This is a genomic window from Domibacillus iocasae (assembly GCF_001750285.1).
Taxonomy (GTDB): domain Bacteria; phylum Bacillota; class Bacilli; order Bacillales; family Domibacillaceae; genus Domibacillus; species Domibacillus iocasae.
In genome coordinates, this window is sequence record NZ_MAMP01000022.1 from 343,778 (window position 1) to 367,501 (window position 23,724).

At 44.7% G+C, this 23,724-nt stretch carries 24 protein-coding genes; 22 read left to right on the forward strand and 2 right to left on the reverse strand.

Annotated features, from left to right (window positions below):
• Position 1: 1 nt before the first annotated feature.
• The 18 genes from spoIIIAE (at position 2) to spo0A (ending at position 16,398) form a co-directional block, all read left to right on the forward strand.
• The gene (gene spoIIIAE / locus BA724_RS12540; protein WP_069938994.1) at positions 2-1,087 is read left to right on the forward strand and encodes a stage III sporulation protein AE; all 1,086 of its coding nucleotides are present in this window, start codon (positions 2-4) and stop codon (positions 1,085-1,087) included.
• Positions 1,088-1,091: 4 nt separating this feature from the next.
• Positions 1,092-1,592 (forward strand): stage III sporulation protein AF, encoded by a 501-nt coding sequence (locus BA724_RS12545; RefSeq protein WP_069938995.1) that lies wholly within the window; start codon positions 1,092-1,094, stop codon positions 1,590-1,592.
• A complete protein-coding gene (locus BA724_RS12550; protein WP_069938996.1) occupies positions 1,585-2,133 on the forward strand; it encodes a hypothetical protein in 549 nt (182 codons plus the stop codon). Before BA724_RS12545 ends, BA724_RS12550 begins: the two co-directional genes overlap by 8 nt.
• The gene (locus tag BA724_RS12555) at positions 2,133-2,651 is read left to right on the forward strand and encodes a SpoIIIAH-like family protein (protein WP_069938997.1); all 519 of its coding nucleotides are present in this window, start codon (positions 2,133-2,135) and stop codon (positions 2,649-2,651) included. The genes BA724_RS12550 and BA724_RS12555 overlap by 1 nt, the downstream gene beginning before the upstream one ends.
• A gap of 151 nt (positions 2,652-2,802) precedes the next feature.
• The gene (gene accB / locus BA724_RS12560) at positions 2,803-3,288 is read left to right on the forward strand and encodes an acetyl-CoA carboxylase biotin carboxyl carrier protein (protein WP_069938998.1); all 486 of its coding nucleotides are present in this window, start codon (positions 2,803-2,805) and stop codon (positions 3,286-3,288) included.
• A 13-nt stretch (positions 3,289-3,301) separates the two neighbouring features.
• Positions 3,302-4,660, forward strand: coding sequence for an acetyl-CoA carboxylase biotin carboxylase subunit (accC, locus tag BA724_RS12565; protein WP_069938999.1), 1,359 nt, complete (start codon positions 3,302-3,304; stop codon positions 4,658-4,660).
• Positions 4,661-4,674: 14 nt separating this feature from the next.
• A complete protein-coding gene (locus BA724_RS12570; protein ID WP_069939000.1) occupies positions 4,675-5,094 on the forward strand; it encodes an Asp23/Gls24 family envelope stress response protein in 420 nt (139 codons plus the stop codon).
• 246 nt (positions 5,095-5,340) lie between these two features.
• A complete protein-coding gene (gene nusB / locus BA724_RS12575) occupies positions 5,341-5,733 on the forward strand; it encodes a transcription antitermination factor NusB (protein WP_069939001.1) in 393 nt (130 codons plus the stop codon).
• A gap of 16 nt (positions 5,734-5,749) precedes the next feature.
• Positions 5,750-6,604, forward strand: a complete 855-nt coding sequence (gene folD, locus BA724_RS12580) for a bifunctional methylenetetrahydrofolate dehydrogenase/methenyltetrahydrofolate cyclohydrolase FolD (RefSeq protein ID WP_069939002.1) — start codon at positions 5,750-5,752, stop codon at positions 6,602-6,604.
• A gap of 114 nt (positions 6,605-6,718) precedes the next feature.
• Positions 6,719-8,074 (forward strand): exodeoxyribonuclease VII large subunit, encoded by a 1,356-nt coding sequence (gene xseA / locus BA724_RS12585; RefSeq protein WP_069939003.1) that lies wholly within the window; start codon positions 6,719-6,721, stop codon positions 8,072-8,074.
• Positions 8,064-8,294, forward strand: coding sequence for an exodeoxyribonuclease VII small subunit (xseB, locus tag BA724_RS12590; RefSeq protein ID WP_069939004.1), 231 nt, complete (start codon positions 8,064-8,066; stop codon positions 8,292-8,294). The genes xseA and xseB overlap by 11 nt, the downstream gene beginning before the upstream one ends.
• Before the next feature lie 5 nt (positions 8,295-8,299).
• Positions 8,300-9,172 (forward strand): polyprenyl synthetase family protein, encoded by an 873-nt coding sequence (locus BA724_RS12595; RefSeq protein ID WP_069939253.1) that lies wholly within the window; start codon positions 8,300-8,302, stop codon positions 9,170-9,172.
• Between the two features lie 93 nt (positions 9,173-9,265).
• Positions 9,266-11,161 (forward strand): 1-deoxy-D-xylulose-5-phosphate synthase, encoded by a 1,896-nt coding sequence (gene dxs, locus BA724_RS12600; protein ID WP_069939005.1) that lies wholly within the window; start codon positions 9,266-9,268, stop codon positions 11,159-11,161.
• 2 nt (positions 11,162-11,163) lie between these two features.
• The gene (locus tag BA724_RS12605) at positions 11,164-11,991 is read left to right on the forward strand and encodes a TlyA family RNA methyltransferase (protein ID WP_069939006.1); all 828 of its coding nucleotides are present in this window, start codon (positions 11,164-11,166) and stop codon (positions 11,989-11,991) included.
• Positions 11,992-12,124: 133 nt separating this feature from the next.
• The gene (ahrC, locus tag BA724_RS12610) at positions 12,125-12,574 is read left to right on the forward strand and encodes a transcriptional regulator AhrC/ArgR (RefSeq protein WP_069939007.1); all 450 of its coding nucleotides are present in this window, start codon (positions 12,125-12,127) and stop codon (positions 12,572-12,574) included.
• A gap of 17 nt (positions 12,575-12,591) precedes the next feature.
• Positions 12,592-14,283: a DNA repair protein RecN gene (gene recN / locus BA724_RS12615; RefSeq protein WP_069939008.1), complete on the forward strand. Its 1,692-nt coding sequence runs from the start codon at positions 12,592-12,594 to the stop codon at positions 14,281-14,283.
• Positions 14,284-14,372: 89 nt separating this feature from the next.
• A complete protein-coding gene (spoIVB, locus tag BA724_RS12620) occupies positions 14,373-15,455 on the forward strand; it encodes a SpoIVB peptidase (protein ID WP_069939009.1) in 1,083 nt (360 codons plus the stop codon).
• 166 nt (positions 15,456-15,621) lie between these two features.
• The gene (spo0A, locus tag BA724_RS12625) at positions 15,622-16,398 is read left to right on the forward strand and encodes a sporulation transcription factor Spo0A (RefSeq protein WP_069939010.1); all 777 of its coding nucleotides are present in this window, start codon (positions 15,622-15,624) and stop codon (positions 16,396-16,398) included.
• Positions 16,399-17,271: 873 nt separating this feature from the next.
• On the opposite strand, the gene BA724_RS12630 is transcribed toward spo0A, so the two are convergent.
• Positions 17,272-17,511: a DUF2627 domain-containing protein gene (locus BA724_RS12630; protein WP_046180432.1), complete on the reverse strand. Its 240-nt coding sequence runs from the start codon at positions 17,509-17,511 to the stop codon at positions 17,272-17,274.
• Between the two features lie 175 nt (positions 17,512-17,686).
• Here BA724_RS12630 and lpdA point away from each other — a divergent pair, with 175 nt between their 5' ends.
• From lpdA to BA724_RS12650, 4 genes are read left to right on the forward strand one after another with little or no spacing between them, the layout of a single operon-like run.
• A complete protein-coding gene (lpdA, locus tag BA724_RS12635; protein WP_069939011.1) occupies positions 17,687-19,102 on the forward strand; it encodes a dihydrolipoyl dehydrogenase in 1,416 nt (471 codons plus the stop codon).
• A 14-nt stretch (positions 19,103-19,116) separates the two neighbouring features.
• The gene (locus BA724_RS12640; protein WP_069939012.1) at positions 19,117-20,127 is read left to right on the forward strand and encodes a thiamine pyrophosphate-dependent dehydrogenase E1 component subunit alpha; all 1,011 of its coding nucleotides are present in this window, start codon (positions 19,117-19,119) and stop codon (positions 20,125-20,127) included.
• Entirely contained in the window at positions 20,127-21,110 is a 984-nt protein-coding gene (locus BA724_RS12645; RefSeq protein ID WP_069939013.1) for an alpha-ketoacid dehydrogenase subunit beta, read from the forward strand. The genes BA724_RS12640 and BA724_RS12645 overlap by 1 nt, the downstream gene beginning before the upstream one ends.
• Positions 21,111-21,130: 20 nt before the next feature.
• Entirely contained in the window at positions 21,131-22,336 is a 1,206-nt protein-coding gene (locus tag BA724_RS12650) for a dihydrolipoamide acetyltransferase family protein (protein WP_069939014.1), read from the forward strand.
• Positions 22,337-22,697: 361 nt separating this feature from the next.
• Here BA724_RS12650 and BA724_RS12655 read toward each other — a convergent pair whose 3' ends face one another.
• Positions 22,698-23,561, reverse strand: a complete 864-nt coding sequence (locus BA724_RS12655) for a DUF1002 domain-containing protein (RefSeq protein WP_141719937.1) — start codon at positions 23,559-23,561, stop codon at positions 22,698-22,700.
• Positions 23,562-23,724 lie beyond the last annotated feature (163 nt).

Sequence of the window (23,724 nt, forward strand, 5' to 3'; positions counted from 1 at the left end):
CATGGAACACTTATGGCAGCCGATAATGGAGCAAGCGGATTTATCGGCGCTTGAAAAACGATGGAGTGAGTTAAAGCAGCTGTATGGACCGTTTATGCCGGAGAAAATGGACCTTGATATTGCAAACTTTGATTTAGCGTCTTTTTTTTCGCTCGACAGCTGGCTGTCTGCATTGAAGTCCTATGTTTTTTTTGAAATCACGACGCATGCAGAAAGTCTGGCGATTATTTTTTTACTGTCGATTTTGGCTTCTGTGTTAAAAACAGTTGGACAAGCACTTGAAACACAAACCGTCACCAAGACGGCAGAAGCGGCGGTGTTAATCCCGATCTTTATTTTAGCGATGAATACATTCCGTCTGGCGGTAGAATCCGTATCTGTGGCAGTTGAGCAAATGACTGTTTTTATGATGGCTTTCATGCCCGTTTTGATTGCTTTATTAACGATAAGCGGTGCAGTGGCGTCCGCTGCTTTGTTTCCACCATTGCTTCTTTTTATGATGAATGGATCCGGTATTTTAATTGATCAAATTATTTTGCCATGCCTTATTTTTTCTGTTCTCTTTAGTTTAATTAGTCTCTTGTCAGACCACTACAATGCAGATCGGATCGCGTCATTGCTTCGCACAGTCAGCGTGTCGCTTCTCAGTTCTTTCATGGCCGTTTTTCTGGCCATTTTAACGATGAGAGGCATGACAGCCGCTGCTGCGGACGGATTAACGGTGAAAACAGCTAAATTTTTAAGCGGTACATTTGTGCCGGTTGTGGGCCGAATGATGGCAGATGCTGCTGATACAGCGTCCGGAGCAGCATTGATGATCCATAACACAGCAGGCGCAGCAGGTATTGGCCTTTTGCTTTTAACTGCTTTGTTTCCAGTCGTCAAATTGATGGTCCTTGTATTCTTGTATAAAGCCTCCGCTGCTGTCCTGCAGCCACTCGGTGATTCAGCTGCTGCTTCTCTTCTTGAAGTGATCGGGAAAACGATGTCATATATGCTGGCGTCTCTTGCACTTGTGTCCTTTATGTACTTTCTGTTTATGGCCGCTGTTGTCTCAGCAGGAAATGCCGCTTATATGATGAGGTGAAACAATGCAGGCGATTTTTGACTGGCTGTCGTCAGTTCTGGCGCTTCTATTGTGTGCTTCTGTTGTGGACATGCTCTTAGCCGACTCGCCGATGAAAAAATATGTGCGGCTGGCCGCTGGGCTCGTCATTATGGCTGCACTCGTTAATCCGCTTTTATCAGTCGACTGGTCATTTTCCTTTTCGAATGAACAAAACGTATCGTCTTTTGAGCAGGAAACGAAACAGCAGTTGAATCAATTGTCAGACGTATCTGAACTGGCCTCTAATACGTACGTAAATCAACAGCTTTACGCTGATACAAAAACGGCTGCTGCAGCTTTTTCGTCCTGCGAAGTGCTCGACGTTCAGGCTGAAATGGATGGAGAAGAGCTGAAAAACATTCAAGTACTTGTGAATGGAAGCTGCCCTGAACAGGAAATTCAGAGCCGCTTAGCAGAAAAGTGGAATATTGAGGATCATCAGCTGAATATGGTGATGGAAAAGGAGGAACGAGGAGGTGGCTGACCGGCATTCGCTTATAACAAAGTGGAAAAATGGAAAGGCGGATAAGCCGCTGAAATGGGCGGCCATCATGCTTGGCGGCGGCATTGCTCTCATGGCTCTTAGTGATTTAAATGGATATGGATCTGAACCACCCGAAGAAACTGGAACGAAGCCTGTTGCAGCTGCTGAAACCGATTTGAAAAAAAACTATGAATCGGAGCTGACCCGTGTGCTGAGTGAAATCAACGGCGTTTCAAATGTCTCGGTCATTGTGAACCTGGCTTCTTCTGAACGAAGCGTCTATGAAAAAAATATCGTTTCTTCAAATGGGAATGGCGACGAAACGACAGATGAACAAATGGCGGTTATTCGCAACGGAGATGTGGAAAGTCCGGTTATGACAGAAACACGCAAGCCCGACATTCAAGGGGTATTAATCGTCGCCCAGGGTGTTGATCGTGTCCAGGTGAAAAAGCGAATGGTAGAAGCAGTCACACGTGTACTCGGTGTTCCAATGCACCGTGTGGCCGTCATGCCGGGGAAAACAGGAGGAGAAAACTAATGCCGAAAAAACAAACCGTTTGGCTGTTTACAATGGTCAGTTTAACTGCTGTGCTTGGTGTTTATTACGTGACAGGTCCTGAAAAATTACTGCCCGTATCCACACTTGAAGAAACCGTCCCGGAACCAGCAGAAGATGTGGATGTGGCGGTTGAAGAAACGCCGAGTGATGAAGTGTTTGAAATGATTCGTCTTGAAGCGGAAGAAGAACGCAGCCGTCTGAAAGAAGAATTAACGGCAAAAGTGGCATCCGCTGATTTGTCGGCTGAAGAAAAAGATGAAGCATATACAAATATGCAGCAGTTGGACGAGCAGGCATCAAACGAACGGATGTTAGAAACGGTTATTAAGTCAAAAGGATATGAGGATGCACTCGTTCGAACGATGGATGGAGAAATTCGAATTACCGTAAAAGCGGACAGCCATTCTACTGAGGCCGCCAATGAATTAATCAGGCTGGCAAAAGAAGAAATGGGCGATAAAATGCCTGTTTCAGTGGAATTTGAGCCATTTAAATAAAAAAAGAACCCGCTTTTTTACGAAGCGGGCTTGTTTCATTCAAATTCTGTATTTGCTAATTGAAGAAAAAAAGATAAAATGAGAAAAGGAGCTTTTTTTTTTGCTATAGTAAAACGGCTCATATTTATTTCCTAAAAGGGGTGTAGAATACATGAAAGTACAAGAAATTAGAGAGTTGATCAAATTGGTCGATCAATCAGGAATTGAAGAATTTGTATTTGAATCAGCAGGAAGCAAGCTAAAAATGAAAAAATCTACCGGAACGACTACATACGCTGCAGCACCGGAAGCACCGGCATCGGCTGTTCAATTAACACCGGCTGTTCAACCGACTGCATCTATTATCCAAGAAGCACCGGCACCGGAAGCGCCAAAGGCGGCAGCAGAAGATTCCAATTTACATAAAATCACTTCGCCAATGGTTGGAACATATTATCAATCACCATCACCGGACGCAGAAGCATACGTAAAACCTGGATCTAAAATTAAATCAGACTCTGTAGTCTGTATTGTTGAAGCAATGAAGCTGTTTAACGAAATCGAAGCGGAAGTGGACGGCGAAATTGTCGAAATCCTCGTAAAAGACGGCCAGCTCGTTGAATACGGCCAGCCGCTTTTCTTAGTCAAACCGGAATAAAGGAGAATTTGCGATGATTAAAAAAGTATTGATTGCCAATCGCGGCGAAATTGCAGTTCGGATTATTCGTGCCTGCAAAGAGCTGCAGATTGAAACAGTGGCTGTATTTTCAGAAGCAGACCGTGAAGCGCTGCACGTGCAGTTAGCAGACGAAGCATACTGCATCGGACCAACAGCTTCAAAAGACAGTTATTTAAACTTCACAAATATTGTCAGCGTTGCCAAGTTGACGGAATCAGACGCGATTCACCCCGGCTATGGCTTTTTGGCGGAAAATGCAAGCTTTGCAGAATTGTGCCGTGAATGTAATATTACGTTTATCGGTCCATCACCTGAAGCGATTACACAAATGGGTACAAAAGACGTTGCACGTGATACGATGGAAAAAGCAGGAGTGCCGATTGTTCCAGGCTCGGATGGGATCATTAAAGATGTTGAAGAAGGTTTGGCTGTAGCTGCTCAAATTGGCTATCCGGTTATCATTAAAGCAACAGCGGGCGGCGGCGGAAAAGGGATTCGTGTCGCACGTGATGAGGCAGAGCTTGAAAAAGGCGTTAACATGACGCAGCAAGAAGCGGCGACTGCTTTTGGCAATCCGGGTGTTTACCTTGAAAAATTTATTGAAGATTTCCGCCATGTTGAAATTCAAGTGATGGCTGACACGCATGGAAATATCATCCATCTTGGCGAGCGGGACTGCACCATTCAGCGGCGCATGCAAAAGCTGCTTGAAGAAACGCCATCACCGGCTTTAAATGAAAAAACAAGAGCCCAAATGGGTGAAGCAGCTGTTAAAGCAGCAAAAGCGGTTGATTATACAGGCGCAGGCACGGTAGAATTTATTTATGATGCACATGCCGGCACGTTTTATTTTATGGAAATGAACACACGAATCCAAGTAGAGCATCCAGTAACTGAAATGGTTACGGGCGTTGATTTAATTAAAGAACAAATCCGTGTTGCTTCCGGCGAAGCACTGTCCATTAAACAAGAAGATGTCACATTTGAGGGCTGGGCGATTGAATGCCGGATTAACGCAGAAAATCCAGAGAAAAATTTCATGCCGTCACCTGGAAGAGTAGAAGGCTACCTTCCGCCAGGCGGATTTGGTGTTCGTATCGACTCTGCCGTTTATCCGGGATACATGATTCCGCCATTTTATGATTCAATGGTTGCGAAATTAATCGTGCACGGAAAAACGAGGGAAGAAGCGATTGCACGGATGAAGCGGGCGCTTTCAGAATTTGTTGTGGAAGGTGTTCATACAACTATTCCTTTCCATCAAAAACTGCTTGAGCATGACGTATTTATTAGTGGAGATTTCAATACGAAATTTCTTGAAACGTACGATGTGATGAAAACTCAAATCTAATGGAGGTGCATAGCATGTCAGAACAGCAATCTGTGAATCAGGTACTTGAAATGAGCAATGGGGAAGGCGGCCATGGCCGTATTGAAATTGCCCCCGAAGTGATTGAAGTCATTGCCGGCATTGCCGCATCAGAAGTAGATGGCGTCGAAAAAATGCGCGGCAGTTTTGCGGCCGGTGTTGTGGAGCGTCTTGGCAAAAAAAATCATGGCAAAGGTGTCCGCGTTGATTTAACAGAGGAAGGCATTAAAGTGGATGTGTATTGTGTCGTAAAATTTGGTGTTTCCATTCCACAAGTGGCACAGCTTGTGCAGGAAGGCATCCGTCAAACACTTCTAAACATGACGGCTCTTGAAGCGAATGAAGTAAATATTCATATTGTTGGTATTCAATTTGAAACAAAGCAGCCTGAACCCGAGTACCAGGACGAAGTTTAATAATGAAAGCGCTCCGGCATTGCTGGAGCGTTTTTCTCATTGCCCAGCTCAAGGCGCCATGGCAATCTTGAAGTGCGAAGGCAGGATGCTTGCTAAACATGAGGCCCTTTAAGGCAAAAAGCGTCTCCGACAGTGCTCGCCCTATTCTTGTCGGTGATAAACGGGCGCGTTGCACTTTTCGATTGTTTTCGCCCGGGCTTTTTTATGCTATGATCAAAAAGGCATTAAATATAAAGGAGCAATCGAATGAATAGACGCACGGCACGGGAAAAGGGCATACAGGCTCTTTATCAGATGGATTTAAGTGGAGCGGAGTCAGCGGAGGCAGTTGAGAATGTCTTAGACGGCGATGAAAGTGACAGCAGTTATTTGCACAAAATTGTTGCCGGTGTGGAAACACATCGTGATGAAATTGATGCAATAATTAAAAATAATCTAGAAAAATGGTCATTTGACCGATTGGCAAAAGTCGACCGAAACATTTTGCGTCTCGCGGTATACGAAATGAACTATTCAGACGACGTTCCGGCTAAAGTGGCCGTAAACGAAGCAATTGAACTGGCGAAGTATTTTAGTGATGAGCGCGCCGGCAAATTTATTAATGGTGTTTTATCAAAAATCAATCAATCAATGGACTAAGTGAGGAGTTTTTTTCATGACAGCAGCTATTATTGACGGAAAAGCAATTGCGAAAGATATTCGTGCAGAACTAAAAGAAGAAATTGATGCGCTGAAAGCATCCGGCACAACACCAGGGCTTGCAGTCGTAATCGTTGGCGATGATCCTGCCTCTCATACGTACGTAAACAGTAAGGAAAAAAGCAGCAAAGAAATTGGCATTCATTCGGAAGTTCACCGCTTTGGGGCTGAGCTAACGGAAGAAGCACTTTTGCAAAAAGTGGAGGAACTGAATAACGATGAAAGCATTCACGGTATTCTTGTTCAGCTGCCGCTTCCGAAGCATATTTCTGAAGACAAGGTGATCGATGCGATTGCGCCTGAAAAAGATGTAGACGGCTTTCATCCAGTAAACGTCGGGAAGATGGCAATCGGTAAAGATACGTTTTATTCATGCACGCCATATGGTATCATGAAAATGCTGGAAAAAGAAAATATTTCGCTTGAAGGCAAGCACGTTGTTGTCATTGGACGAAGCAATATTGTCGGCAAACCGGCTGCATTGCTTTCATTAATGAACAACGCAACGGTCACGATTTGTCATTCCCGTACGAAAGACTTGCCATCGATCACGCGTCAGGCAGATGTTGTGATTGCGGCAGTAGGCATTGCCAATTATGTAACAGCAGAACACATAAAGCCAGGCGCAGTTGTTATTGATGTCGGCATTAATCGAAATGAAGAAGGTAAGCTGTGCGGTGATGTGGACTTTAACAGTGCGAAAGAAACAGCGGGTGCTATTACACCGGTACCAGGCGGTGTTGGTCCGATGACCATTACAATGCTTCTTTACAACACAGTGAAATCAGCAAAAGCATTCGCAGCGAAATAAATTCATAGTAGATGAATGAAACTGTCTTTTCGATCGTGTTATAATCGGAAAGACAGTTTTTTTATGAACATAAAGCGCCTTGCGCATTTCTTGTGAAGAAAAAGGTGAACAGAGATGGAGCCAAATCGGCATTTGACCGTTAAAGCGTTAACGAAATACATAAAGAGAAAATTTGATGCGGATCCGCATTTGAAAAATATGGCTGTAAAGGGCGAGTTGTCCAACGTGAAGCATCATTCGAGCGGGCACCTGTATTTTACGCTGAAAGACGACAGCGCACGTATCATGTCAGTGATGTTTGCTGCTTCTGCAAAGTCTTTAACATTTCGTCCTGAAAATGGCATGGAAGTCATCTTGACGGGAGACGTGACCATATATGAATCAAGCGGTCAATATCAAATGTATGTAAAAACAATGCAGCAGGATGGAGCCGGCAATTTGTTTGCTGCATTTGAACAGCTGAAAAAGAAACTTGAGCAGGAAGGGCTGTTTCGCACAGATGTTAAGCGCCCTATTCCTGCTTATCCCTCTTCTATTGCGGTGGTAACTTCGCCAACCGGTGCAGCGATTCGCGATATTTTAACGACGATTAACCGCCGTTATCCTTCTGCGGAAGTGCTCATTTATCCGGCGCTTGTCCAAGGAGATCGCGCTGCCGCATCGATTGTGAGCCAGCTGCAAAAAATCAATGGAGACGGGCGTGCGGATGTTGTGATTGCCGGACGCGGCGGCGGTTCAATAGAAGAGCTATGGGCCTTTAATGAAGAAGCAGTTGCCCGGGCGATCCGTTCTTCAAAGATACCGGTGATCTCTGCAGTGGGACACGAAACCGATTTTACGATTGCTGATTTTGCGGCGGATTTACGGGCACCGACCCCAACTGCAGCAGCAGAAATGGCAGTTCCGCACATTGAAGAAGTATCAGAACGAATTAAGACGAAAGAAAACCGCCTCATGCGGGCTGCTTCAGAAAAAATCCGTTCGTCAAGAAACCGGCATCAGGCTATTTTAAACGCCTACGTAATGCGTAATCCACAAGCGCTTTACAGGCAGCAATTTGAGCGGGCAGACCGGCTGCACGAACAGCTTATTCGTCAGACAAAATCATTGGTCGATCGAAAAAAAACAGCTGTGCAGCATGCATCGTTCCGGCTCTCAAGAATGGGTCCCGGTCCACGCATTGAATTCGAATCGGCACAGCTTGAAAAAATAAAAAAACGCTTGCACTGGCTGACCCAGTCAGCTGTGAATGAAAAAAAATCGGCTTTTCAGCAAAATGTCGCTATGCTTGATGCCCTCAGTCCATTAAAAGTGATGGAAAGAGGGTACAGCCTTGTATACAGTGATAACGAAACATTGATAAAAACAGTCCAAGAGGTAGAAAAAGGAGACCGCATTCGTGTGCAGATGACAGATGGCACGATTTATGCACATGTCGGCTTAATTGGAGGGGAAAAAGATGAAAGCTGAAAATGTAAGCTTTGAACAGGCAATGGACGAACTGGAAAAAATCACTGCGCGTCTGGAAGAAGGTGACGTGCCGCTGGAAGAAGCACTTGAAGAATATAAGCGCGGAATGGAATTGTCCGCTTTATGCCACAGCAAATTAAAAAAAGCCGAAACAGAACTGGCTAAGCTGGTCACAAGCGATGGAGATCAGCCATTTCGTTTGGACGGTGAAGACGCGTGACGGATATGAAAAAATATATGGACGAAAAGCTGCAGATATTCGAACCGTATATGCTCGGATATGTAAATGAATTACAGGCGCCGAATGAATTGAAAGAAGCGATGGCGTATTCATTAAAAGCGGGAGGGAAACGGATTCGGCCAATGCTCTTGTTTGCAGCACTTGAAACGTATGGACAAAAAGCGGAGAAAGGACTCGATGCTGCCTGCGCCCTGGAGATGATCCATACATACTCGTTAATTCATGATGATTTGCCGGCAATGGACAATGATGATTTGCGTCGCGGGAAGCCGACCAATCATAAATTGTTTGGGGAAGCAACAGCCATCTTGGCAGGCGACGCTCTGTTGACATATGCATTTGAAATCATTGCCCGTTCCGATGTGTATTCGCCGGAGCAAGCCGTCCAATTAATCCGTATGCTGTCAGTGGCGGCAGGTCCAGCGGGTATGGTAGGCGGTCAGGCTGCTGATATGGAAGGTGAGAAAAAAACGCTCTCTCTTGCTGAGCTTGAATATATTCATCATCATAAAACAGGCCGCCTGCTGGCATTCAGTGTTATGGCTGGTGCGCTCATTGGCGGTGCAGATAAAGCGGAAACAGCGCTGCTTGAAACATATGCGCGTCATATCGGTCTGGCTTTTCAAATTCGTGATGATATTTTAGACGTGGAAGGAACGGAAGAAGAAATTGGTAAGCCGGTCGGCAGCGACGAGTCAAATGAAAAAAGTACGTATCCGGTTTTATTGACAATGGATGGCGCAAAACAAAAGTTGTCTGAAGAGCTGCAAGGTGCTCACGACGCAATTGCTTTATTAAAAAGGCCGGCACCCCTTTTAGAAGCGTTTGCCGATGTAATTGCGAAACGGACGTCGTAAAATGCCGGAAATTGTTAGCGCCAATTGGCGTGTGCTATAATAACGGTACATTTTAACTAAAACTGAAACAGTCAGGAAAGTGAGCTGATCCACTTGGATCTATTATCCATTAAAGACCCATCTTTTGTGAAAAAAATGAATGTGCATGAAATGGAGCAGCTAAGTTCTGAAATCCGTAAATTTCTCATTGAAAAATTGTCGGTAACAGGCGGGCATATCGGCCCCAACCTTGGGGTTGTCGAGTTAACTGTTGCTCTCCATCACTGCTTTACCAGCCCAAAAGACAAATTTTTATTTGATGTCGGGCACCAGTCCTATGTTCATAAAATCTTAACCGGCCGTGCGGGTAAATTTGATACGCTGCGCCAATACAAAGGACTATGTGGATTTCCAAAAATGAATGAAAGCGAACACGATGTATGGGAGACTGGGCATAGTTCAACATCATTATCCGCTGCAATGGGCATGGCGATTGCCCGTGACTTGAAAAAATCAGGCGACCATATTGTTCCGGTCATCGGAGACGGTGCGCTCACAGGGGGAATGGCACTAGAGGCACTTAATCATATCGGCCATGAAAAAACGAATATGATCGTCATTTTAAACGACAACGAAATGTCGATTGCCCCAAATGTAGGTGCAATGCACAATATGCTTGGAAGAATGAGAACAGGCGGCAAATATAATAAGCTGAAAGATGATTTAGAGCTTCTATTAAAGCGGATTCCGGCCGTAGGCGGCAAAGTCGCTTCAACAGCAGAACGGATGAAAGACAGTTTAAAGTACATGTTTGTTCCCGGTATGTTTTTTGAAGAATTTGGCTTTACGTATCTCGGTCCGATTGATGGACATAATTTTGATGATTTAATCAAAAGTATGGAGCAGGCGAAACGGACAGAAGGCCCGGTGCTCGTTCATGTGATTACGAAAAAAGGAAAAGGGTACAAGCCTGCTGAAACGGATACAATCGGTTCGTGGCATGGAACAGGTCCATATAAAATGGACACAGGAGACATGATTAAAGCGAAAAACGAGCCCCCTGCGTGGAGTGCGGTTGTGAGTGAAACCGTACGTGAAATTGCCCGGACAGACGAGCGTGTGGTGGCGATTACCCCAGCTATGCCGGTTGGCTCAAAACTTCTTGGATTCGCTAGCGAGTTTCCCGACCGGATGTTTGACGTCGGCATCGCTGAACAGCATGCTGCAACTGTGGCTGCCGGACTGGCCACACAAGGCATGAAGCCGTTTTTGGCTATTTATTCGACATTTTTGCAGCGCGCATATGACCAGGTTGTGCATGACATTTGCCGCCCGAATTTAAATGTTTTTATCGGTATTGACCGTTCTGGACTCGTGGGAGCAGATGGTGAGACACATCAAGGTGTGTTCGATATTGCGTTTCTTCGCCACTTGCCGAATATGGTTTTAATGATGCCGAAAGATGAAAATGAAGGACGCCACATGGTCAACACCGCGATTCAGTATGACTCGGGTCCTATCGCGATGCGTTTTCCGCGGGGCAATGGACTTGGTGTTGACATAGACCCGCAGCTTGGTGTCATTCCAATTGGTTCATGGGAAGTAATAAAAGAAGGAACAGATGCGGCTGTTTTAACGTTTGGGACAACCATTCCGATGGCGCTTGAAGCAGCAGAAGAGCTTGAAGCCCGCGGTATGAGTGTAAAAGTGGTGAATGCCCGCTTTATTAAGCCGCTTGATCGCGCGATGTTGAACGAGCTATTTACCCAGAACATGCCGATTTTAACAATCGAAGAAGCTGTGCTTGAAGGTGGATTCGGCAGCGCGGTTCTGGAATATGCGCATGAATCAGGGCATCATGGCGCAGTCATTGACCGAATGGGGATTCCAGATCAGTTTATTGAGCATGGCAGTGTGACAATGCTGCTTGAAGACATTCACTTAACGAAGGAAGAGGCGGTTCGTAAACTAACAGCTCTCGTTCGGGAAAAGCAAGAGGAACGTGCATAAAGATGGCCAAAAAAGAACGAATTGACGTGCTCCTTGTAGAAAAAGGATTAATCGAAACACGTGAAAAAGCAAAGCGTGCTGTTATGGCCGGAATTGTTTATTCCAATGAAGAGCGGATCGACAAGCCAGGAGAAAAAATTCCAGTCGATGCGCCGCTTGAGATAAAAGGAAAAACGATGCCATATGTGAGCCGCGGGGGATTAAAGCTTGAAAAAGCGTTGCGTGTATTTGATCTAACCGTTCAGGACAAAATATTAATTGATATCGGTGCATCAACGGGCGGGTTCACGGATTGTGCACTTCAAAATGGTGCCAAAATGTCTTATGCATTGGACGTTGGATACAATCAGCTGGCATGGAAGCTTCGCCAGGATGAGCGCGTTGTTGTCATGGAGCGGACCAATTTCCGCTACGTGACGCCAGCAGATTTGGAACGCGGCATGCCTGATTTTGCTGTAATTGATGTATCATTTATTTCCCTGTCACTTATTTTGCCGGTCTTAAAAACGCTTCTTGTCCCGGGAGCGGATGTTATGGCGCTTGTAAAGCCGCAATTTGAGGCGGGGCGTGAACAAGTCGGCAAAAAAGGAATTGTGCGTGACCGTGCGGTTCATCAGGCTGTTATTGAAAAAATTATCCAGCTTGCATCCACACTTGGGTATGATGTAGTAAATGTATCGCATTCACCTATTACAGGCGGCGACGGCAACATTGAATTTTTGCTGCATATTCGCTGGCCCGGAGAAGCAAATGGCGGGAACATTAAGCTGCCAATTACATCAGAACAGGCTGTGGCAGCAGCTCATGAAGAATTCAACCAAAAAAGCTAACCGTCTTAGCTTAAAAAAGCGGCCGATTCCGTATATATAAAATGGAAACGTGCCGCTTTTTCTATACTTTTCATTGTATATACAGTATGGTAATGTATAAACAAGTATAATTATACATTATGAGGTGAACGATATGAATAAAGGACAGCGACATATAAAAATTAGAGAAATGATTGCAAATAATGAAATTGAAACACAGGATGAACTTGTCGATTTGCTGCGTGAAGCTGGCTACAATGTAACGCAGGCGACCATTTCGCGTGATATTAAAGAGCTCCATCTTGTGAAAGTTCCCTTAATGGATGGACGTTATAAATACAGCTTGCCCGCGGACCAGCGCTTTAATCCATTGCAAAAATTAAAACGGTCTCTCGTAGATTGTTTTGTGAGCATTGATTCGGCCGGTCATTTTGTTGTCATGAAAACATTGCCGGGTAATGCGCAGGCAGTTGGGGCACTTATTGATAACCTTGATTGGGAAGAAATTATGGGGACAATTTGCGGCGATGATACGTGCCTGCTTATTTGCCGGGCACCGGAACAGACTGACCTCGTATCGACCCGCTTTTTAGAAATGCTTTAATAAGGATGTGACCGATTGTGCTTCAGGAATTATCAATTCGCCATTTTGCCATTATTGATTCCCTTGCTCTTTCATTTGAACGGGGATTGACCGTATTGACAGGTGAAACGGGTGCAGGGAAATCAATTATCATTGATGCACTCCAGCTATTAACGGGTGGAAGGGGATCTGGTGAATTTGTCCGCCATGGCGAAAAAAAAGCTGAGATTGAAGGGATGTTTGCCATTCATAAGGGTCACCCATGTGTACCGATCTGCCGGGAGTTTGGCATCGATGTGGATGAGGAAGCGATTATTTTGCGGCGGGAAATTTCAGCAGCAGGCAAAAGCGTGTGCCGGATAAATGGAAAAATGGTTACATTGTCTATTTTACGGGAAATTGGTGCCCGGCTCATGGATATTCATGGACAGCATGAACATCAGGAATTAATGAACGCCGCAAGTCATATTCGGCTGCTGGATGATTTTGGCGGTGCATCAATTTTAAAAGCTAGAGGGCAGTATGAAGAAGTATATGGCCGCTATGCTTATTTGCAGTCGGAAATCCGCCGTTTAAGTGAAAATGACCAGCATTTGGCACACAGGCTTGATTTAATTCAATTTCAGCTGAATGAAATCGAAAAAGCGGCATTGGTGTCCGGAGAAGAAGAAAAGCTTGAAGCGGAACGCCAGCAGCTGGCGAACTTTGAGAAATTGTATGGTGCTTTATCTGAAGCGTACAACGCGTTATCCGGTGATGGAAAAGCATTGGACTGGCTTGGCTTGAGTATTAACGGCCTTGAGTCTGCAGCGGAGATTAATGAAGAATATAAATCGCTTCACGAGTCAGCTGCAAATAGCTTTTACGTCCTTGAAGATACGGTTCGCGATGTAAGTTCTTTACTGGATACACTTGAATTTAATCCGGAACGCCTCAACGAGATCCAAAGCCGCCTCAATGAAATCAGCCAGCTTAAGCGCAAATATGGCGCAACGATTGATGAGATTTTGCAATATGGCGCGTCGATTGCCGAAGAAATTGATCAGCTCACACACCGCGATACACATGTTAACCGGCTTCAAAAAGAATTGGAAGAGGCAGAATTCGACGTCGAGGCGGAAGGGAAAAAACTGTCTGTTCTTCGCAGTGAGGCAGCAGCCCAGCTTGAAAAAGCGATTCACCGGGAGTTAAAAGAGCTTTATATGGAAAAAACCGTTTTTAATGTGAATATTCAAAATGAATCAGGGCAGTTTAAAAAAGACGGCATGGATCAAATTGAATTTTACATGACAACAAATCCAGGAGAACCATTAAAGCCGCTTGTGAAAATTGCATCCGGCGGTGAAATGTCACGGGTTATGCTTGCGATGAAAACGATTTTTTCACGTCATCAAGGCGTTACATCGATTATTTTTGATGAAGTGGATACAGGTGTCAGTGGGCGGGTTGCTCAGGCCATTGGTGAAAAAATTTATAAAATTGCCGTCCACTCACAAGTGCTGTGCATTTCTCACTTACCACAAGTAGCCGCCATGGCCGATACCCATTTATATATTCAAAAAAACCTCGAAGGCGCACGGACAAGTACAACCGTGACCCCTCTCAGTGAAGAAGAAAAAGCGGCTGAAATTGGGCGGATGATTTCCGGTGTGGAAATGACTGACTTAACAAAGGAGCATGCCAGAGAGCTGCTTTCTTTATCCGCAAAATTGAAACATTCGGCTGTTTGAAATGCCATCCATCTAGCCCCCTAATTACCGTTATAATAACCCCCCCCTCCGGACAAAGTAACAGAGCAAGATGAAAAGGAGGGAGTGGTATGGCGGTATTGAACCGGGGGCTTTTTTCATTTTTTCTTTTCTTTACGATGTGGACTGCAGGCGGGGCGTCCATTCAGGCAGCACAAACGGAAACAGAACTGCTGCAGTCAGCAGGCTTTCCGCCGGTGCAGGAACAGCAGGAACGAATTTTTGTAGTGCCAGGTGGTCAATCAGTCGGGGTCCAGCTTGAAACAAAAGGGCTTTACGTAGTTGGGTTTCATTTCATTGAAACCGATACGGAACGCATTTCCCCAGGGGAAGCGGCGGGTCTTTTGCCGGGAGATGTGATCACGCGGGTAAATAACCATAAAGTAACAGAACCGCAAGCGATCCGTCCATACGTGCAAAAAGCGGCGGAACAGCGAACATCCGTGAAACTTACAGTACTGCGTGGCAAGAAGACGCTGGATCTTTCCGTAAAACCGGTTAAAGATTCAGGGACAAATATTTCTAAACTTGGCTTATACATTAAAAATAAAACAGCTGGCATAGGGACGTTAACCTTTTATGAACCGAAATCAAAAAAATTCGGAGCACTCGGTCATGTGATTAGTGACCTGCAGTCCGGTAAGCCATTTGCTCCTATAAAAGGCACACTGTACCCAGCACGCGTTACCGGCATTAAAAAAGCAGCGGAAGGGGTTCCAGGGGAAAAAACCGCTGACATTCCGACAGAAGAAAAATGGGGAAACGTGACATCGAATACACCATTCGGTTTGTTCGGACGGCTTGAACGTGATATGGATGGGGCTAAAATTTATCCAGCAGCCCACCCGGATGAAGTGCAGGAAGGTCCAGCGCAAATTTGGACTGTAACAGAAGACAATCGAATTGAAAAATATAATATTTCCGTTATCCGGACTATTCAGCAGACGAAACCAGCAGTTAAAGGAATGATTATTAAAATGACTGACCCTCGGCTCATTAAGAAAACGGGGGGAATCGTTCAAGGGATGAGCGGCAGCCCGATTTTACAAAATGGACGTGTAATTGGAGCGGTCACGCATGTTTTTGTAAATGACCCACTCTCCGGATATGGTGTGCACATTGATTGGATGTTAAAAGATGCAGGATTGTTATAGAGCGCAGTTGCGCTCTTTTTTTGACGAAAATTATTAAGAAAAAAGTCGAAAAATGACAAAAAAACATGTAAAATAAATATTTTGAATTTTTTAAAGGAATCCATTTCGCTTTGTCGAAAAAACCATTAGAATAACCTTAAGGATACAGGAATGAGGAGGAAACAATTTGACTGAAATAAAGGTAGCAATTGCAGATGATAATCGGCAGCTCGTGCAGCTGCTTGAAGAAGTAATAACAAGCCAAGAAGATATGACGATCGTTGGAACGGCCCTAAATGGTCAGGAATGTTTGACGATGCTGCCGGAAGCAGAGGCAGACGTATTAATTTTAGATATTATTATGCCCCATATGGATGGGCTGGCAGTTCTCGAACGGCTTCGGACAAGCGGACAAAAACAGCCGCACGTCATTATGCTGACCGCTTTCGGGCAAGAGGATGTCACGAAAAAAGCAGTTGAATTAGGTGCTTCTTACTTTATGCTAAAGCCGTTTGATATGGAGAGCCTCGTCAGTCAAATCCGTCAAGTGGCTGGAGCCGATCAGCCGATGCGCCATATGGAACGAAAAGAAGAGCCAAAAAAACAGAAGAAAAATATCGATGCCAGCATTACGGCCGTTATTCACGAAATAGGCGTACCAGCTCATATAAAAGGATATTTATATTTGCGAGAAGCGATTACAATGGTATTCAATGACATCGAGCTGCTTGGCTCGATTACGAAAGTTCTTTATCCAGAAATCGCCAGAAAGTATAATACGACTCCAAGCAGAGTAGAGCGGGCGATCCGCCACGCTATCGAAGTCGCCTGGAGCCGTGGCAATATGGAGTCTATTGCTGCCCTGTTCGGCTATACGGTTTCAGTTTCTAAAGCAAAACCTACGAACAGTGAATTCATCGCCATGGTGGCGGACAAGCTCCGGATTGAATATATGGCTTCTTAACGCTGTCCTGGCACCGTCAAGACACCGTACAACTTTATAGCCGATAAGCTGCCGAAGCGAGCCGTTAAATATGCGGCAGGCTCACGGTGAATTAAAGCGTACCTCTTTATCGCAAAGGGGGCTTTTTTTTGTTTAACGAAATCGGATAAACAGAGATTTTAAAGAAAAAGGTCAACGTTTGCCCAAGCAAAAGATGACATATTGCTGAAGTGATTATGCCGAAAAATTTGGCTTTAAAGGAATTTTGTCCGTCTCTTTATCAGTTGGAACGCATGTGCCTATTTGCTTGAAGCGGCCATAAAAGAAGTCAAAAGGATCGATATTGTATTGAGTAAAGTATAAAAAACATAATGTGCAAAATTCAAATCAATAAACTAATTAAGAACCACAAGTAATCGGTCATGTCCGTACAGGTGGAGCAAGCGGACTGTCTGTTTCTTGTATGGATGTTTACTGTATGCAGATAATTATGAAAAAAACGACGTTGAGCATATTGCTGTGTAAGAATCTTTGTTCAACTTATATAGCTCCCAAACAGGATACGTTCTAGAAGTTTTTCTTCTATAATATATAGCTAAAAACAACGATAACATCAACTCCACAGTGTCGAAATTTCACATTCCAAATAACTTGCGGTCTAACAGGAGATTCGTTACAATCAAGACGACGAGCCATGGGCGGTAAACTGCCAGGTAAAAAAACGATAAAGAGTTATGCAAATAATTGAATATGTGTACATAAAACGCCTATATTAACAGAGCGGCCTTCAGAATGAAACCTGCAAATTCAGAATTTAATGAGATGGCTGCAGACAAGCTTCGGATTGAATACATGGATTCTTAAACAAAAAGCGATCTCGTTTTGAGATCGCTTTTACTTCTTATCTTGAAATTTTGGCTGAACTTTATTTTGTTTGCGGTCCCGCCTGAAAATAAAGCCGGCGACAAAGCCAAGACCGCCAATGAATAGAAGCAATCCGGCAATAAACTGCATCCATAGAGCTGGGAACGGCGGCTGTAAAATACCAAATAACATGTCTCGCATTAATTTAATCCCAACTCCTGCCAAAAAACCGGGGATGACAAGAATGAGCAGTGCGATAATCCGGATCATTCACTAAACCCTTCTTTCAAAAAATCTTCTATCACACATCATAGCGCAACCGCTTTATTTGTCAAGAACTGTACGCAAGGAGAAAAAATAGATAAAAACACACCTTATTACATGACATAGTTTTAAAAACTGTATACAATGATAAAGGAATTATAAATAAGGGAGCGAAAAATATATGGCGACAGCATATGACCTTGTTATTGTAGGTGGGGGGATTGGCGGCTACACCGCAGCCATCCGTGCATCGCAGCTTGGATTAAAAACGGCTATTGTTGAACAGGACAAATTGGGCGGTACATGCCTGCATAAAGGGTGCATTCCAACAAAAGCGCTGCTTAGAAGTGCGGAAGTGTACCGGACGGTGAAAGAATCTGCGGCATTTGGAATCGAAGCAAACAAAGCGGAGCTTCATTTTTCCCGTGTTCAGGAAAGAAAAGAAAATATCGTACATACATTGTATAACGGCGTGCAGTCGCTTATGAAAAAAGGGAAAATTGATGTGTATGAAGGAACCGGGCGATTAATGGGTCCTTCTTTATTTTCACCAATTGCCGGAACCATTTCGGTGCAAATGAACGACGGCACTGAAAATGTCATGCTTATACCGAAACATGTCATCATTGCCACAGGATCGCGTCCAAAAACTCTTACTGGCTTAGAACCGGATGGAGAGATGATTTTATCTTCAAACGAAGCACTCGAACTGAAAAAAATTCCCGCATCCATTATCATTGTGGGCGGCGGTGTTATCGGAGTTGAATGGGCATCCATGCTGGCGGATCTTGGCAGTAAAGTGACTATTCTTGAATATGGAAACCGAATTTTGCCATTTGAAGATGAAGAGATATCAAAAGAAATGGCACGTCAGCTTATAAAACGACGGATTCAGATTGTTGTGAATGCAGAGATTAAGCCGGAAATGCTTAAAAAAGAATCCAGCACCGTCTCTGTTCAGACAACTGCAGGAGAGATTTATTCGGCGGAAAAACTACTCGTGGCTGCTGGACGCACAGCGAACACCGAACAAATTGGACTTGAGAACACAGAAATTAAGGTTGAAAATGGTGTTATCCAGGTCAATGAGTGGATGCAGACAAATGAATCGCACATTTATGCCATTGGAGATGTCGTTGGCGGTCTTCAACTTGCGCATGTGGCTTCTTATGAAGGAACGACAGCTGTTGAACATATTGCTGGAAAGGCCAGTGATCCGGTTGATTATTCATTTGTTCCCCGCTGTATGTACGCTTACCCAGAAGCGGCAAGTGTCGGCATAACCGAGCGGCAGGCCGTCTTGGAGGGGATCGAAGTTAAAACGGGCAAATTTCCGTTTCAGGCTATTGGGAAAGCACTCGTATACGGGGAAACGGAGGGCTTTGTAAAAGTGGTGTCAGATGCCCGGACGGATGATGTACTAGGAGTGCATATTATCGGTCCGCACGCAACGGAGCTCATTTCGGAAGCAGCACTTGCCCGCATGCTGCATGCATCAGGGTGGGAACTCGGAACAATGATTCACCCACATCCATCTTTATCAGAAGCCGTTGGTGAAGCGGCTCTTATGATGAGCGGAAAGGCGATACACTTTTGAAAGGAGCAAGTGTAATGGAACATAAACATAAACAAGCAGGATTAACGGATGAAGCTGTCGTCGGTATGTATGAAACGATGCTTCTTACACGCCGTTTAGATGAAAGAATGTGGCTGTTAAACCGATCAGGCAAAATTCCGTTTGTCGTTTCCGGACAAGGACAGGAAGCAGCTCAAATCGGTGCCGCTTTTGCGTTGAATCGGGAGCAGGATTACATATTGCCGTATTATCGCGATTTTGGAGTCGTGCTCGCATTTGGCATGACAGTGAAAGACTTAATGCTTGCCGCATTTGCAAAAGCAGAAGATCCAAATTCAGGAGGCCGGCAAATGCCGGGACATTTTGGACAAAAGAAAAACAGGATTGTGACCGGCTCATCGCCTGTAACAACGCAAGTTCCCCATGCAGTTGGCATTGCGCTTGCTGCTAAAATGGATCAAAAACCGATTGTCTCGCTTGTTACTTTTGGTGAAGGTTCCTCAAATCAAGGAGATTTTCATGAAGGAGCTAACTTTGCGGGTGTGCATAAGCTGCCGGTTCTGTTTATGTGTGAAAATAACCAGTATGCGATTTCCGTCCCATATGATAAACAAGTGGCTTCTCCCCGTGTTTCTGACCGGGCGGCAGGCTATGGCATGCCGGGTTATACGATCGACGGAAATGATCCGATTGCTGTATATCAATGCGTAAAAGAAGCCGCTGATCGAGCGCGGCGCGGCGAAGGGCCGTCATTGATTGAAACGTTGACCTATCGGCTCACTCCCCATACATCTGATGATGATGACCGCTCTTACCGGGCGGCGGAGGAAGTGAGCGGGGCAAAGGAGCAGGATCCGCTTATTTCATTTCGATCATATGTCAAAGAAGCGGGACTGCTCACAGATGAGCGGGAAGAAGAGCTGGAGAAAGAGATAGCAGCAATGATTAATGAGGCGACAGAATACGCGGAACAAGCGCCTTATGCAAGTCCTGAATCAGCTCTTCACTTTGTATATGCCGAATCAGAACAGGGGGCAGGGGAATAATGGCCGTTATTTCGTATATCGAAGCAGTCACGATGGCACTGCGTGAGGAAATGGAGCGAGATCAACAAGTGTTTGTTCTCGGAGAAGACGTTGGAAAAAAAGGCGGTGTTTTTAAAGCGACAGAAGGACTTTATGCGCAATTTGGTGAAGATCGGGTCCTTGATACACCTCTTGCAGAATCAGCTATTGCCGGGGTTGCCATCGGTGCAGCAATGGTCGGAAAGCGGCCGGTCGCCGAAATGCAATTTGCAGATTTTATCATGCCGGCAGTCAATCAAATTATTTCAGAGGCGGCTCGCATCCGGTACCGGTCAAACAATGATTGGCATTGTCCGATTGTCATCCGCGCCCCATACGGAGGAGGCATTCATGGGGCATTGTATCATTCTCAGTCGGTTGAAGCGATATTTGCTAATCAGCCAGGCCTGAAAATTGTGATGCCATCAACGCCATATGATGTAAAGGGACTTTTGAAAGCCGCTATTCGGGATGAAGACCCGGTATTGTTTTTCGAGCATAAAAAAGCGTATCGCTCCATTAAAGGAGAAGTGCCGGATGATGACTATGTGCTGCCAATCGGCAAAGCGGATGTAAAGCGCAAAGGAGAAGACATCACGGTGATCACCTATGGCCTTTGTGTTCATTTTGCACTGCAGGCCTCAGAAAAACTTGCGCAAGAAGGAATAAATGCGGAGATAGTAGATCTTCGGACGGTTTACCCGCTTGATAAAGAAACGATTATCGAATCGGCTTCAAAAACGGGCAAAGTGCTCCTTGTCACAGAAGACAACAAAGAAGGAAGCGTAATGAGCGAAGTTGCCGCGATTATTGCAGAGCATTGCTTGTTTGATCTGGATGCACCGGTCCAGCGGCTTGCAGGTCCGGACGTGCCGGCAATGCCGTATGCACTGCCAATGGAAAAATATTTTATGATGAGTCCTGAAAAAGTAGAGAATGCGATGCGCGATCTCGCTGAATTTTAACAGAGAAAAGGAGGCACGGCATGGCAATTCAACAGGTGAAAATGCCGCAGCTTGGTGAAAGTGTGACGGAAGGAACGATTACGAAATGGCTTGTCGCACCGGGTGATCACGTCAATAAATACGACCCGATCGCAGAAGTGCTGACAGACAAAGTAACAGCGGATATTCCATCTTCTTTTACCGGTACCATAAAAGAGATTTTAGCAAACGAAGATGAGAAAATGGCTGTTGGAGACGTTATTTGCACGATCGAAATAGAAGGATCTGCAGATATAACGACGCCGAAAGAAACAAAAGAAAAACCAGTGTTTGAAAAAGCGCCAGAAGATCAAAGCGGCCGATATTCGCCTGCGGTCTTGAAATTATCACAGCTTCATCATATTGACTTAGCGAAAGTAACGGGTACTGGAAAAGGCGGGCGTATTACACGGAAAGATGTGCAGGCGCTCATTGACGAAGCCCATTCAAAAGCACAGTCTGTTTCAGAGGCAAGTGCTGTAAAAACCGATAACCTAAAAGCAGACAGCGGTGACATCATTGTGCCAATCGACGGTATTAAACAAACTGTTGCGGCAAATATGGTAAGAACAAAACAGGAAGTGCCGCATGCCTGGATGATGATTGAAGTGGATGTGACAAATCTTGTCCGGTACCGCGATTCAATTAAAGACTCATTTAAAAAAGCGGAAGGCTACAATGTCACGTATTTTGCTTTTTTCGTCAAGGCTGTTGCCCGGGCGCTGAAAGAATTTCCGGAAATGAATGCGATGTGGGCGGGTGATCATATCGTCCGTAAAAAAGATATCAACATTTCCATTGCCGTTGCAGCGGATGATAAATTGTTCGTGCCGGTTGTGAAACAGGCAGACGACAAGTCCATTAAAGGCATCGCAAAAGAAGTGAACGATCTGGCGGGAAAAGCGCGTTCCGGCACGCTCACAACAGCAGATGTAAGCGGTGGAACGTTTACTGTGAATAATACTGGGTCGTTCGGTTCTGTCCAGTCGATGGGAATTATTAATTATCCGCAGGCAGCTATTTTACAAGTGGAATCGATTGTTAAACGGCCGGTTATTATCGATGGAATGATCGCAGTTCGAGATATGGTGAATTTATGTTTATCACTCGACCATCGCGTGCTTGACGGCCTTATTTGCGGCCGGTTCATGCAGCGGGTGAAAGAATTACTGGAATCGGCATCCGAAGAAACAATGTCCGTTTATTAAGAAAAGCGCAAGGGTGTCCGCTTATCAAAGGCAAATAAGACGAACCCTCGCGGAGGTGCTTTTTGCCTCCAGAAGGATTGAGCTGTATCTTTTAATGGATCAAAGCTAAAAGCACATTTTGTGACATGCATGATGTAGGCCTAGAGGGCGCTTGAAGCTGAACAATAAAAAGTAGAGATATCCCAAAAGCATTCGGTATGCTAGCTTATTATGAGCTAGTGCCGATATATTTCTGATTGTGCCGAAAAAAACCATTTTCCGGCGTTAAAGTCTAATATTCCGGCATTAGCGTGAAAGAGTGAATAATAAAAGGCTGTCCTCAAAACCCAGATGTGCCTGGTTTATAGGACAGCCTCATTTTTTATTTAAATAATCCGGCAATGCCATCAACGATCGATTGTAAAAAGTCAATAATGGACTGGAAAAAGCCCTGCCCTTCTTCTGAGCTTTTGAAGCTGTCCCACTGTTCTTTCGCTTTATCAATTTGTGAATTGACCTGATCCCAATTTATATTCAAGTCTTTCATTTTATCGAAAAGAGAAGCCAGCTGATCCACTTGCGCATCTGTTAGTGTAATATTCAGTTCGTTGGAAATATTATTAATAATCACTTGAATTTCCTGAACAGTCTGCGGGTTTTGTGCTGCCACTTCTTCTTTAATCCGCTCAATTAAGTTGGTCGCTTCTTCCTGCCCAATGTCCTCACCGAGCTGTGCTGTTGTGACCATTTCTTCATTAGCGACTTGTTTTTGCTCTTCTGGAATGGCTTCACCAGTTGTCGTTTCGTACGCTTTAATAATCCCTGTTAACGCTGCTGTGCCGGATACATTAGATGGAGCAGTAATGTAAATATCCGCATCTTTTACACTTGCCGTTGTCAGCGCATTTGTATACATTTCTTTTGATACCCATGTAATATTTTTCGTTTCCACATTTAATCCAGACCCTGATTCAGCCGTTGTGATTTTGCTTGAGGAAAGCGCCTTTGTGCCAATTTGTGCTTTTGGAATATAGTCCCCTAAATATTGATGTTCTTCCGCATTGGATACCGTAATCGTTTCAACCTCTGCCGGTACGTCCATTTCTTCAAGCAGCTGCTCTTTTTGTGCCGGTGTTAAGTTCTCACCGAGCGTTACAATGACATCGCCTGGTGCGCTATCCGCAGACACGACCGTACCAAGGCTGAAAATGGCAATTCCGAGCAGGCTAAGTAATTTTTTCATAATCTCTCTCCTGATTTAAAATTGGCTCACTTCATTGGAAAAATGAGCTAGTAATAGAATAGCATGGGGACAATAATTTTTCACGTTTTGACCAAAGTCCATTGCTTCATACCACCCCTTTCTATTATAATAAAAAAAGAAATCCATTTTACTGGATTTTTTTGTA

Coding starts and splice junctions, on each gene's coding strand:
- spoIIIAE (WP_069938994.1), top strand. CDS start 2: ATGGAACACTTATGGCAGCCGATAATGGAGCAAGCGGATTTATCGGCG.
- BA724_RS12545 (WP_069938995.1), top strand. CDS start 1,092: ATGCAGGCGATTTTTGACTGGCTGTCGTCAGTTCTGGCGCTTCTATTG.
- BA724_RS12555 (WP_069938997.1), top strand. CDS start 2,133: ATGCCGAAAAAACAAACCGTTTGGCTGTTTACAATGGTCAGTTTAACT.
- accB (WP_069938998.1), top strand. CDS start 2,803: ATGAAAGTACAAGAAATTAGAGAGTTGATCAAATTGGTCGATCAATCA.
- accC (WP_069938999.1), top strand. CDS start 3,302: ATGATTAAAAAAGTATTGATTGCCAATCGCGGCGAAATTGCAGTTCGG.
- BA724_RS12570 (WP_069939000.1), top strand. CDS start 4,675: ATGTCAGAACAGCAATCTGTGAATCAGGTACTTGAAATGAGCAATGGG.
- nusB (WP_069939001.1), top strand. CDS start 5,341: ATGAATAGACGCACGGCACGGGAAAAGGGCATACAGGCTCTTTATCAG.
- folD (WP_069939002.1), top strand. CDS start 5,750: ATGACAGCAGCTATTATTGACGGAAAAGCAATTGCGAAAGATATTCGT.
- xseA (WP_069939003.1), top strand. CDS start 6,719: ATGGAGCCAAATCGGCATTTGACCGTTAAAGCGTTAACGAAATACATA.
- xseB (WP_069939004.1), top strand. CDS start 8,064: ATGAAAGCTGAAAATGTAAGCTTTGAACAGGCAATGGACGAACTGGAA.
- BA724_RS12595 (WP_069939253.1), top strand. CDS start 8,300: ATGAAAAAATATATGGACGAAAAGCTGCAGATATTCGAACCGTATATG.
- BA724_RS12605 (WP_069939006.1), top strand. CDS start 11,164: ATGGCCAAAAAAGAACGAATTGACGTGCTCCTTGTAGAAAAAGGATTA.
- ahrC (WP_069939007.1), top strand. CDS start 12,125: ATGAATAAAGGACAGCGACATATAAAAATTAGAGAAATGATTGCAAAT.
- spoIVB (WP_069939009.1), top strand. CDS start 14,373: ATGGCGGTATTGAACCGGGGGCTTTTTTCATTTTTTCTTTTCTTTACG.
- BA724_RS12630 (WP_046180432.1), bottom strand. CDS start 17,511: ATGATCCGGATTATCGCACTGCTCATTCTTGTCATCCCCGGTTTTTTG.
- lpdA (WP_069939011.1), top strand. CDS start 17,687: ATGGCGACAGCATATGACCTTGTTATTGTAGGTGGGGGGATTGGCGGC.
- BA724_RS12640 (WP_069939012.1), top strand. CDS start 19,117: ATGGAACATAAACATAAACAAGCAGGATTAACGGATGAAGCTGTCGTC.
- BA724_RS12645 (WP_069939013.1), top strand. CDS start 20,127: ATGGCCGTTATTTCGTATATCGAAGCAGTCACGATGGCACTGCGTGAG.
- BA724_RS12650 (WP_069939014.1), top strand. CDS start 21,131: ATGGCAATTCAACAGGTGAAAATGCCGCAGCTTGGTGAAAGTGTGACG.